The sequence below is a fragment of the Pseudomonas sp. PA-4-8C genome (assembly GCF_021606625.1).
GTDB classification, from domain to species: domain Bacteria; phylum Pseudomonadota; class Gammaproteobacteria; order Pseudomonadales; family Pseudomonadaceae; genus Aquipseudomonas; species Aquipseudomonas lactis.
This window is the reverse complement of sequence record NZ_WKCD01000178.1, coordinates 1-11,211: the sequence shown is the minus strand read 5'-3', so window position 1 is coordinate 11,211 and position 11,211 is coordinate 1. Positions and strand designations below refer to the sequence as shown.

The window sequence follows — 11,211 nt, the reverse complement described above, 5'->3', positions numbered from 1 at the left end:
GGATATGTACCCGGTCCAACTGTGTCGACTGTCAGGCCGCCTTCGCGAGCAAGCCCGCTCCCACAGTTTGATCGCGGGGCGTCAGATAGATAGGGGCCGGCTGTGAGGCCGTCATCGCAGGCAAGCCAGCTCCCACAGGTGATCGCATTTCAATGTGGGAGCGGGCTTGCCCGCGATGGCGTCAGCCCAGGCGACACAAGGCCTAAACCATCCCACCCAGCTTCAGCTCGCTCTTCAGATAGGCATAGTAAATCGGCCCCGCCACCACCCCCGGCAAGCCGAACGCCGCCTCAAACACCAGCATCGCCAACAGCAACTCCCACGACTTGGCACTGATCTGCCCGCCAACGATACGCGCGTTGAGGAAGTACTCGACCTTGTGGATCACGATCAAATACCCCAGCGCCGCCACCGCCACCCAGATCGACAGCGACAGCGCCACGATGGTGATCAACGTGTTGGAGATCAGGTTGCCGATCACCGGCAGCAGGCCAAGCAGGAAGGTCAGCACGATCAGAGTCTTGGTCAACGGCAGGTGGATGCCACACAGCGGAAGCACCACCGCCAGGAACACCGCGGTGAAGGCCGTGTTCAGCGCGGCGATCTTGATCTGGGCAAAGACGATATTGCGAAACGCCTGGACCAGCAGGTGCAGGCGGTCGAACAGCGCGGCGGCCAAGGGCTTGCGCTTAGTCAAGTCGGGCACACGCTGCAAGGCGATGATCGCACCGAGCACCATGCCGATCAGCAAGGTGACGAACATGTGGGCGGCGTCTTTGCCGACCAGTTGCAGCTCGCTCAGGTGTTTGCTTAGCCAATCGCCAATAGCCACGCGAAACTCCGCGGCGCTGGCGGGCAGGTAAGCGTCGATGGACGGCGGCAATTGCCCGCGCGCGCGGTCGACCACCCCCATGAATTTATCCAGGGACGCCCCGGGGTTTTCCGCTTCGTGGAGCAGGAAGCTGATGGCGCCGGCGAAAATCAAGGCCAGCACGCTGACGATCAGGGTGCCCAGCAAGGCCACCGCCAGCCAGCGCGCGCGCCGGCCTTCGATCAGGCGTTGCAGTTGAGGGGTGAGCATGTTGACCAGCTCATAGACCAACAGGCCGGCCAGCAGGCTGGGCAGCAATTTCAGCGGCAGTACCAGCAGCAACCCGCCGAAAATGATGATGTAGCTGGACAGCAACAACACATGACGCTGAGAAAACGTTGGCATACAGCCTCAAAACAAACGGCGTTGAAGGATGTTGTAGGAGCGAGCTTGCTCGCGAAAAACGAAAGGGCGCCTCGTTTAGTCAGGGCGCCCGTGTGATCGTTCACGTTTTTCGCGAGCAAGCTCGCTCCTACAAAGGGGCTGTGTGCGAGTGTCGCAGTCTTCTATGGCCCGGGGCTATTATTTCTTCAGGCAAGTGCTCATGAAGGTTTTGCGCGCATCACCGGCCAAGGCTTGGGTTTTCGCCGACGCATTGCAGTCTTTCATCTTCTGCTGCTGCGGGGTCAGGGTCTTGGCGTCGTTGGCGGCAGGTGCCGACAGGCAGGTCTTCATGAAGGCCTTACGGTCATCGCCCTTGAGCGTCTTGGTGGTGGCCTCGGCATTGCAGGTGGTCATTTTGTTTTGCTGGGCAGTGGCGGCAAAACCCTGGGCACACATCAGCAGGCCCATCATCAACAACGGAATACGCAGCATCTTCATGGAGTTTTCTCCCTGTTACCGTGCCGACGGGCACGGCCTACAGCGCAGTGTAGTCAAAACCTGTTACAACTTCACCGGCCACGAATATTCGCCCGCCGGTATTGCTCCGGCGTGCAGCCGGCGTGGCGTTGGAACATGGCGATAAACGCTGAGGCGGTGCTGTAGCCCAGATCAAACGCCACGTGTTGCACGCTGCGGTCGCTGTCCAGCGCTTCGATGGCCGCCAGGTAGCGCAAGCGCTGGCGCCATTCGCCGAAGCTCATGCCCAGCTCGCGCACAAACTGGCGCGCCAGGGTGCGCTCGCTCACATGCACCTGCTCGGCCCATTGCGCCAGCGGGCGGTTGTCTCCCGGCTCGGCCTGCATGCCCTCCAAGACCCCAAGCAACCCAGGGTGGCGGGCGTAGGGCAGGAAGCAGTCGTGGACCGGCGCCTGCCGGAGCTGGTCCACCAGCACTTGGGCCAGGCGGATGTCAGCATCGGTGCGCGGTGCATTGACATCGCGCAGGGCGAAATCCTTGAGGATGGCCTTGAGAATATCGCTGATCGCCAACGTGCAAGGCTGCTGCGGCAACTGCTCGCACAGCTGCGGCGCCAGGCCCACAGAGTGGTAGACAATCGCCTCGGCATTGTAGGAGCTGTGCTCGGTAAGCGGCGGCACCCACACGGCGTATTGCGGTGGCGACATGAAGCGATTGCCCGCCACTTCCATGCGCATCACACCGCTGGCCGAGTAATCCAGCGAGCCCCAGGTGTGCTGGTGCGGGGTGCATTCGGTGTCCGGGGCAAAATCGGAATACCGAAAGTACACAGGGCTTGGCAGGCGGGCGAAATCGGGCAGGCGTACGGTGTGTCGGGACATGTTGTCTGGATTCAACGCTCAGTTGTCTGGATCGCAGTATAGGCTTCGATCCAGACAGAGGATAATCCTGCCTCGTCAACACACTGGGTTTCTTTTCAATGCAATACGCTTATCCGCTGCTGGCTATCTTTATCTGGGCCGGCAACACCGTGGTCAACAAATTGGCCGTGGGCTCGATCTTCCCGGCTGAAATCGGCTTTTACCGCTGGTTGTTCGCTGCGTTGCTGTTCACGCCGTTCATGCTCAAACCGGTGGTCGCCCACTGGCCGCAGATCCGTCCCAACCTGGGCAAGATCTTTATCCTCGGCGTGCTGGGCATGGCGGTGTATCAAAGCCTGGCCTATTACGCCGCGACGCTGACCAGCGCCACCAATATGGGCATCATCCTGTCGCTGATGCCGTTGATGGCGCTGACCGCTGCGATCATCAGCCTTGGCCAACGCCTGACCTTCGGTGCGTTGACCGGCGCGATGTTGTCGTTCGCAGGCGTGGTAGTGGTGGTGTCGGCCGGCAGCTTGGGCGCGTTGCTGCAACATGGGGTCAACCTGGGCGACGGCATGATGCTGGTGGCAACGTTGGCTTATGCGGTCTACAGCACCCTGCTGAAAAAATGGCAACTGCGCCTGCCGCCGTTGGTGCTGCTGTATTTGCAGGTGCTGGTCGCGGTGGTGGTGCTGCTGCCGCTGTATCTGTTCTCGGCCAAGGCCGGTTTGGGCTGGGCGAATATTCCGCTGGTGCTGTACGCCTGCCTGCTGGCGTCGATGTTGGCGCCGTTGGCGTGGATGCACTCGGTCAAGACCCTGGGGCCAAGCCGTACCACGCTGTTTTTCAACCTGCTGCCCTTGATTACCGCGCTGATTGCCGCGCTGGTGCTCAAGGAAGAGCTGGCGCTGTATCACCTGGTGGGTGGCTTGCTGACCCTGGGTGGCGTAATTCTGTCGGAGCGCTGGACCACACCGGTCAGACGCCCTCAGGACACATCCTGTTAAATCCGATAAAACTTTTCGCCTGGCCCGGGACTCACAACCAATAGCGATCACGCCGGCAGAGCGTGGCGTACAACCGGATTAGCCCCAGGAGATTGAAATGACTCAAGCACAACTGACTGACGTTGCGACCCTGCGCAGCCGCGCCCGCCAGAACGTCGAAAACGGCGCCGTGACCGAAGGCTACGACGCCGACCGCGAAGAAATCATCCGCCTGCTCAACGAGTCGCTGGCCACCGAACTGGTCTGCGTGCTGCGCTACAAGCGTCACTACTTCATGGCCAACGGCCTCAAGGCCAGCGTGGCTGCCGATGAGTTCCTGGAACATGCGACCCAGGAAGCCGAGCACGCCGACAAACTGGCCGAGCGCATCGTGCAGCTGGGCGGCGAGCCGGAATTCAACCCCGACCTGCTGTCGAAGAACTCCCATGCGCAATACGTGGCGGGCAACACCTTGAAGGAAATGGTCTACGAAGACCTGGTGGCCGAGCGGATCGCGGTAGACAGCTACCGCGAGATCATCCAGTACATCGGTGACAAAGACCCGACGACCCGTCGCATCTTAGAAGACATCCTGGCCCAGGAAGAAGAACACGCCGACGATATGGCGGATATTCTGCAGGATCTGTAATAACTAACACCGCAACATCCCCCTGTGGGAGCGGGCTTGCTCGCGATAGCGTGGGATCAGTTGATAAATCATTGACTGATACCCCGCTATCGCGGGCAAGCCCGCTCCCACAATTACTTCACGGTCTTGGGCGCCTTGCCTTCCTTCATCTGTTGCAGCAACGGTGCGCACTCATTGGGCTCGCCACCGCTTGGGGCAACCAAGGCGAGCAAGCCGGCGGCCGGCCCGGCGATCACGCCCAGGGCGACCATGCCTGCACCACGTAGCGCCAACGGAATGGCTTTCACGCCAGCATTGGGCTTGATGAAAGGTCCATTGACGTAAAGCGGTGAACGCAGGGAGAACAGGCGAAAACCCTTGGATTCCGGCGTGATGGTCAGGTCCAGTTGCTCGGTGGCCATATTCGCGGTGCCGTCGATGTAGATGATCGCGTTCTCGGTATCGAACACAAACAACCGTGTGGTCGCCAGGCCCGTCTTGATGCCGAAGTCCGCCGCCGCGCAGTTGATCTTCACTTCCTCGTCGCCGAACAGACGGCCCACCACGTAGTTGCCCACGTTGAGCCCGGCGATTTCCATCAGGCTTCGGCTGATGGCGCCATCGTTGATGAGCATCTTCAGGTCACCGTTGGACGTGCCCAACAATGCCGCCACCGAGTTACCGCGCCCGGCAATATCGGCATCGCCGTTGAGTTCACCAAAGCTGGTTTTCATCGGCTCGAAGGTGGGGAACAACTGCTTGAGCTTGAAGTTACGCGCCGTGAGTTTGGCGCGGCCTTCCATCGGGGTGGTGCGGCCGTTCAAGCGAATCTGCGCATCGAGCTTGCCACCGGCCACGCCGAAACGCAGGGGTTCGAGGCTCAGTTGGCCGTCGTTGAGCACCAAGTGCGTGTAGAGGTCGGTGAAAGGCAAGTCGGCGCTGTGCACGATGCGCTTGCCGGTGAACTCGACGTCAGCATCCATATCGTGCCAACGCTCGGTGCGGAACTCTTCAACCGGCAGCACTTTGGTCGCCGGCTGTTTGCTTTCACCGCCACGGGCTTTTTGCTTGGCGTTGGAGTCCGCGCCGATCAAAGGCGCCAAGTCATCCATCAGCAACTGGTTGGACACCAGCGCGCCGCTGAGCTTGGGCCGTGGCTGGCTGGCGACATAGGCCAGGTCGCCGTGGATGTCGCTGTTGCCGATCTTGCCGTTGAAGTTCTCGTAGCGGAAGGAGGCGCCGCTGGCTTCATGCAGTTTGGCGATCAGATGGCCGTCGGTGGAATAGGCCGGCGAGTCCGGCAGGGTCACGCCGGTCAGCGGGTACAGGTTACCCAGGCTGCTGCCCGAGAGTTTCAGACGCAGGTCCAGGGCGCCGAGGTTCAGCGGGTCGGTCAAAGTGCCGGCCAGAGCGATGCTGGTGTCCGCGATCTTGACCTGGGCTTGCAGCGGGAACGGCTTGGCCGCGTCCTGCAAGGCTAGCAAACCACCGATCTTGCCCGTACCCGCCAGCTTCTGCCCGTGGTGCTGGCCTTTGACCTTGAGGCCGAACGCGTAGTCCTGGGGCGCCGAGCCTTTTTCCAGGGCCTTCTTGGCATCGGCGTCGCCGACGATTTCGCCAAAGGGGATCGGCTTGCCCAGTGGGTCGATGATCACATCCAGCTGGGTCTTGAGGCTTTGATCGTCGAGGGTCACATGGCCTTTGTCGAAGCCGATGGCGCCAATGTCCACCACCCAGTTGGACGGTTCGGCGTCGGGGTCCTTGGGGTCGAACTTGAAGGTCCAGTTAGCGCGGCCATCCGCCAGGCGCTGCAACTGGGCACTCGGTTCGGTGAGGTCGATGCGCGGGATCACCACACGCTGCACCAGCAAGGCCAGGGGCGAAATGCGCAGCTCAACCTTCTTGAGCGTGACCATCTGCGGTTGTTTCGACCAATCAGGGTTACCCAGGGTCAGGTCTTCGGCAATCACATGGGGCCACGGCACCCAGGCGCGCCAGCCACCTTCATCGGGCTCACGCTGCCACACCACCGCGAGGTTGCCGTTAATGGCGAACGGACGATGCAGTTCTTCGGAAACCTTGGCATTGAGGGGCGGCTTGATGCGGTTCCAGTCGAAGAACACCAACACCAGTACCACGATGGCCATTAACAGAACGAAGCTGGCGCAGCTCCAAGCGACGATTTTACGAGTGCGCGTCATTGCACAGGACTCCTGAATACGACTGGCTGGGCAACAGCCTTTTAAACAGCTTATAGGACTACGACTGGCAAAGTGCCGGGGCGTTTAACGCAACGGCGGATTTAGCCGAAAAAAGCGATTTTCCTGATCAACCAGACCATTTTCCCCATCGGCGACGCACCATTGTTACCCAGGTTCGTGTCGAAAATACCCACATCGGTGCAAACCCGCGGGCTTGAGAGGCTCGATCTAGAGCCTCCGGCGAGAACAATCAATTCTGTTGATTATTACCATTGTGTTTATGAACTTTTATATCGACTTATCAAGGGTAACATTAGCCCTGTACCCACTTTATCGCCCTCCCTAGGAGCAACCATCATGAAACGCCAATTACTCGCTACCGTTCTGTTATCTGTCCTGGCTTCCAGCGCTTTTGCCCTGCCAGCCGCCGAACAGGCCACCCCACAGAACAAAGCTCAAGCCATGCAAACCAGCCAAACCGTGGCTCGCAGCGGTTCGCAAGAAGACGAAAACCGTGACTACGCCAAAGGCGCCGTAGCTGAAAATGGCTACAACCGTCTGCAAGAGAAAGGTTTGGTCGAAGGCGGTGCCGAACAAGCCAACAAACGCGCCTACACCGAAGGCGTTGCTGAAGGCGGTGCCGACCGTCTGCAAGAACTGCATCAAGCACAGAGCTAAGCCTGTGGTGGCCCAGAAAAAAGCCCGATCTGCCGATCGGGCTTTTGCTTTTATATAGACCGCGTCACGCCCCGCCCCTGCCAAGTTCGACGCCGGCAAAGCGCTTTTGCTAGAGTGCGTCGCTGTACTTGCCGACAAAGCTCATCCGCTCATGCTGCCCCGCGCCGAACAAAAGCAACAGACCCGCCTCGCCCTGATGGACGCAGCCCGCCATCTGATGGAGTGTGGCCGTGGGTTTGGCAGCCTGAGCCTGCGCGAAGTGGCCAAGACCGCGGGTATCGTACCCACCGGTTTCTATCGCCATTTCGCCGACATGGACCAACTTGGGCTGGTATTGGTCAGCGAGGTCGGCCAGACCTTTCGCGCCACGATCCGCCTGGTGCGCCACAACGAATTCGTGATGGGCGGCATCATCGATGCCTCGGTGCGCATCTTTCTCGATGTGGTCTCGGCCAACCGTTCGCAATTTTTGTTTCTGGCCCGCGAACAGTACGGCGGCTGTCTGGCCGTGCGCCAAGCCATCGCCGCCCTGCGCGAAGACATCACCCGCGACCTGGCCGCCGACCTGACGCTGATGCCCAAACTCCAGCACTTGGATGCCGAAGGTTTGCATGTGATGGCCGACCTGATCGTCAAGAGCGTGTTCGCCACCCTGCCCGATATCATCGACCCACCGGCCCACGCCTTGCCGGCCCACCTCACGCCCCAGGCGAAGATCACCCAACAACTGCGCTTTATCTTTATCGGCCTCAAGCATTGGCAAGGGCTGGGCAGCACCGAATAAAGCAATCAACCCGCCGTGTGGAATCGTTTGGCAGTGGTGTAGTGCTTGTTCCAGTAGCTATTGCTCAATGAATCGATACGAATGGTTTTGCCGGTGCGAGGCGAATGGATGAATTTGCCTTGGCCGATATAAAGGCCGACATGGCTGACCTGGCCGCGCCCGTTGCCTTTGAAAAACACCGCATCCCCAGGCTTCAACGCATTGCGCTTGATGGTCGCCGCCGATGAGCGGTGCATGGCCGTGGTGGTGCGCGGTATCTGGATATTGGCCTGGGTCTTGAACAGGTACACCAGGAAGCTGCTGCAATCAAAGCCCTGCTCTGCAGAAGTGCCGCCCCACTTGTAGGGCGTGCCCAGCAACTCATGGGCGCGGTCGATCACGTCGTCGATGGAGGCCGGCTTGAGGCTTTGCAGCGACGAACCGAAGGTGGCGCGGGGCTGAAAGTTGGCCGATGCCGATGAAATAAAGAAGGTCAGGCTGACCAGGCATATACAGAAAATTGATCGAAGCATGATAAACGTCGCGGTGGCATTAAACAGGGCGCATAGCCTAAAGAACCCTCAAGTAATCTCATGAACTCCAAATCCTCATGATTCGTAGGACAAATCCTAAAAACCGCCTACTGAGAAAAAGATGAAAGAAATTTCATCAAGCTGAGCGCCACCATCAACGCAAAACGCCCTTCGCCGGTGCTATAAACATCGACACGCACCAAATTGATACACGCACCGAATTATCCGACGCCCTATTGAGCAGCATGCCTGCCTGACTACAGGGAATTCCTACTCAATTCCATGATTGGCAAGCCCCTTGCTCTAGGTCTTTCATCGCTCACAGCTGGAAGCTCTCTGATGCTGGTGATACACCGCCGAATCGCCCCCCAAGCCCTCTGGGCCGCCGAGTTGCTGCTCAACTTCGAAGCCCGCAGCAAAAGCCGTCTGCGCTGTTTCAGTGCCGACGGTGAAGACGTCGGCCTGTTTTTGGAGCGGGGCCAGCCGCCCTTGCACGATGGCGAATTCCTACAGGCAGAAGACGGACGCGTCGTACGGGTGTGTGCCCGACCTGAACAACTGCTGCACGTCACCTGCCGCAATGCCTTTGAGCTGACCCGCGCCGCTTATCACCTGGGCAACCGCCATGTGGCCCTGCAAGTCGGTGACGGCTGGCTGCGCCTGCTCGATGACTACGTGCTCAAGGCCATGCTTGAACAGCTAGGCGCCGATGCGCAGACCATAGAAGCGCCGTTTCAACCCGAGCACGGCGCCTATGGCGGTGGCCATCATCACTCACGCCATGGCGATGAAGACTTCAACTACGCGCCCAAGCTGCATCAGTTCGGCGTGCGTCTATGAACCCAGCCTGGGCGCTGCTACGCCTGGCCAGTCCGCAATTGCCGATTGGCGGCTACAGCTATTCCCAGGGCCTGGAAATGGCGGTGGACAACGGCCGCGTACAGGATGCCGCGAGCGCCCGACGCTGGATCAGTGACCAGTTGCTGCTCAACCTGGCGCGTTTCGAAGCGCCGCTGTTGCTCGCCCATTGCCGCGCCGCCGCTGAGCAGGACTGGGCCCAACTGGCGCAGTTGTGCGACGAGCACCGCGCCAGCCGTGAGACCCGCGAGCTGTATCAGGAGAGCCGCCAGATGGGCTACTCCTTGCAACAACTGCTCAACGGCTTGCCGGAACTGGACGACAGCGCCCGTGACTTTCTCGCTCAACGCGACGAACCGCACCTGGCCCTTGGCTGGGCCTTGGCCGCGCGCGCCTGGCACATCAGCCCTGGCGATGCCCTTGCCGCCTGGCTATGGAGCTGGCTGGAAAACCAATTGGCGGTGCTGATGAAAACCCTGCCACTGGGCCAGCAAGCCGCCCAGCGCCTGACCAGCGAACTGCTGCCGCTGCTGCAACAAGCCCAGCAGGATGCCGAACGCATTAACCCTAACCATTTGGGCAGCGCCGCTTTTGGCCTGTCCCTGGCGTGCATGGCCCATGAGCGCCAGTACAGCCGCCTGTTCCGTTCCTGATTGTGGAGAAGCCCATGAACACACAACCCCTGCGCGTCGGTATCGGCGGCCCGGTAGGCTCGGGCAAGACCGCCCTGACCCTGGCCCTGTGCCTGGCGCTGCGCGATCGCTATAACCTGGCGGTGGTCACCAACGACATCTACACCCGCGAAGACGCCGACTTCCTGGTGCGCAACCAGGCCCTGGCGCCGGAGCGCATCATCGGCGTGGAAACCGGTGGCTGCCCGCACACGGCGATTCGCGAAGATGCCTCGATCAACTTGGAGGCCGTGGACCAACTCAACCGCCGTTTTCCCGGCCTGGACCTGATTCTGGTGGAGTCCGGCGGCGACAACCTGTCCGCCACCTTCAGCCCGGAACTGTCGGACCTGACCATCTATGTGATCGATGTGTCTGCGGGCGACAAGCTGCCGCGCAAGGGCGGGCCCGGTATTTGCAAATCCGACCTGCTGGTGATCAACAAGATCGACCTGGCGCCGCTGGTCGGCGCCTCGCTAGAACTGATGAACAGCGACACCCAGCGCATGCGCAACGGCAAACCCTTTGTGTTCAGCAACCAGAAAACCGGGGTCGGCCTGGACGACATCGTCGCCTTCATCGAACGCCAGGGCCTGCTGACCGCCGCCTGATCAACCCATAAGGAACCTGTCCATGAGACTCAACAGACTTTTCGCCGCCGCAGCGCTGCTGCTCGCCCCGGCCCTGGCCTTCGCCCATCCAGGCCATGGCGACAATGGCCTGGTAGCCGGTATCAGCCACCCCCTGGGCGGCCTCGATCACTTACTGGCCATGGTTGCAGTGGGCCTCTGGGCGGCCCAGCAAAAAGGCGCCGCGCGCTGGGCGCTGCCGTGCACCTTTGTCGGCACCATGCTGATCGGCGGCGTGCTGGGTTTTGAAGGGCTGCAACTGCCCGCGCTGGAAAGCGGGATTGCTGCATCGGTGCTGGCTTTGGGCCTGGCGGTAGCATTGGCGGTGCGGCCACCGCTGTTCGTGGCGGTAGGCGCCACGGCCTTGTTTGCACTGTTTCACGGCGTGGCCCATGGCCTGGAACTGCCGGATATGACCAGCCCTTGGGCGTATGCGGCTGGGTTTGTAGGGGCGACCGCCGTGTTGCACGCTGCGGGTTATGCGGTGGTGCGCTTTTTGCCGGCGGCTGCAGCGCCACTGGTGCGAGTGGCCGGGGCGGCTTCGGCGGCGACTGGGGTTTGGTTGCTGGCGGGCTGAGGAAAAGATCGTTCCCACGCTCCGCGTGGGAATGCAGCCCAGGACGCTCTGCGTCCCAAAGCGTGACGCAGAGCGTCACAAGAGGCATTCCCACGCAGAGCGTGGGAACGATCAGCCTGCTACCATGCGCCCCTACACCCCTGCCGTGGAGG

General features: G+C 60.8%; 13 protein-coding genes. 8 read left to right on the top strand and 5 right to left on the bottom strand.

Features of this window, described 5'->3' with window-relative positions:
* Positions 1 to 202: 202 nt before the first annotated feature.
* From GIW04_RS21355 to GIW04_RS21340, 3 genes are all read right to left on the bottom strand, one after another.
* The gene (locus tag GIW04_RS21355; RefSeq protein WP_003188124.1) at positions 203 to 1,216 is read right to left on the bottom strand and encodes an AI-2E family transporter; all 1,014 of its coding nucleotides are present in this window, start codon (positions 1,214 to 1,216) and stop codon (positions 203 to 205) included.
* 177 nt (positions 1,217 to 1,393) lie between these two features.
* On the bottom strand, positions 1,394 to 1,693 hold the full coding sequence (locus tag GIW04_RS21345; protein WP_003188123.1) for a PsiF family protein: 300 nt from the start codon (positions 1,691 to 1,693) through the stop codon (positions 1,394 to 1,396).
* A 71-nt stretch (positions 1,694 to 1,764) separates the two neighbouring features.
* Complete coding sequence (locus tag GIW04_RS21340; protein ID WP_003188122.1) at positions 1,765 to 2,553, bottom strand: AraC family transcriptional regulator; 789 nt, start codon at positions 2,551 to 2,553, stop codon at positions 1,765 to 1,767.
* Positions 2,554 to 2,651: 98 nt separating this feature from the next.
* Between GIW04_RS21340 and GIW04_RS21335 the strand changes: the two genes are divergently transcribed.
* A complete protein-coding gene (locus tag GIW04_RS21335) occupies positions 2,652 to 3,542 on the top strand; it encodes a DMT family transporter (protein WP_057709618.1) in 891 nt (296 codons plus the stop codon).
* 97 nt (positions 3,543 to 3,639) lie between these two features.
* Positions 3,640 to 4,170, top strand: coding sequence for a ferritin-like domain-containing protein (locus GIW04_RS21330; protein WP_236270419.1), 531 nt, complete (start codon positions 3,640 to 3,642; stop codon positions 4,168 to 4,170).
* Positions 4,171 to 4,283: 113 nt separating this feature from the next.
* Here GIW04_RS21330 and GIW04_RS21325 read toward each other — a convergent pair whose 3' ends face one another.
* A complete protein-coding gene (locus tag GIW04_RS21325) occupies positions 4,284 to 6,350 on the bottom strand; it encodes an AsmA family protein (protein ID WP_120247949.1) in 2,067 nt (688 codons plus the stop codon).
* Between the two features lie 357 nt (positions 6,351 to 6,707).
* On the opposite strand from GIW04_RS21325, the gene GIW04_RS21320 reads away from it, so the two are divergent.
* Both GIW04_RS21320 and GIW04_RS21315 read left to right on the top strand, forming a co-directional pair.
* Entirely contained in the window at positions 6,708 to 7,028 is a 321-nt protein-coding gene (locus tag GIW04_RS21320; RefSeq protein WP_005784302.1) for a hypothetical protein, read from the top strand.
* A gap of 151 nt (positions 7,029 to 7,179) precedes the next feature.
* Complete coding sequence (locus GIW04_RS21315) at positions 7,180 to 7,812, top strand: TetR family transcriptional regulator (RefSeq protein WP_003188114.1); 633 nt, start codon at positions 7,180 to 7,182, stop codon at positions 7,810 to 7,812.
* A gap of 5 nt (positions 7,813 to 7,817) precedes the next feature.
* Here the strand turns inward: GIW04_RS21315 and GIW04_RS21310 are convergent, their stop codons facing one another.
* Entirely contained in the window at positions 7,818 to 8,324 is a 507-nt protein-coding gene (locus GIW04_RS21310; RefSeq protein ID WP_003188113.1) for a C40 family peptidase, read from the bottom strand.
* A 339-nt stretch (positions 8,325 to 8,663) separates the two neighbouring features.
* Here GIW04_RS21310 and ureE point away from each other — a divergent pair, with 339 nt between their 5' ends.
* From ureE to GIW04_RS21290, 4 genes are read left to right on the top strand one after another with little or no spacing between them, the layout of a single operon-like run.
* Entirely contained in the window at positions 8,664 to 9,164 is a 501-nt protein-coding gene (gene ureE, locus GIW04_RS21305; protein WP_003188112.1) for an urease accessory protein UreE, read from the top strand.
* The gene (locus tag GIW04_RS21300) at positions 9,161 to 9,835 is read left to right on the top strand and encodes an urease accessory protein UreF (RefSeq protein ID WP_003188110.1); all 675 of its coding nucleotides are present in this window, start codon (positions 9,161 to 9,163) and stop codon (positions 9,833 to 9,835) included. Before ureE ends, GIW04_RS21300 begins: the two co-directional genes overlap by 4 nt.
* Before the next feature lie 14 nt (positions 9,836 to 9,849).
* On the top strand, positions 9,850 to 10,464 hold the full coding sequence (gene ureG, locus GIW04_RS21295; protein WP_003188109.1) for an urease accessory protein UreG: 615 nt from the start codon (positions 9,850 to 9,852) through the stop codon (positions 10,462 to 10,464).
* Positions 10,465 to 10,486: 22 nt separating this feature from the next.
* Positions 10,487 to 11,059 (top strand): HupE/UreJ family protein, encoded by a 573-nt coding sequence (locus GIW04_RS21290; RefSeq protein ID WP_003188108.1) that lies wholly within the window; start codon positions 10,487 to 10,489, stop codon positions 11,057 to 11,059.
* Positions 11,060 to 11,211: the final 152 nt, after the last annotated feature.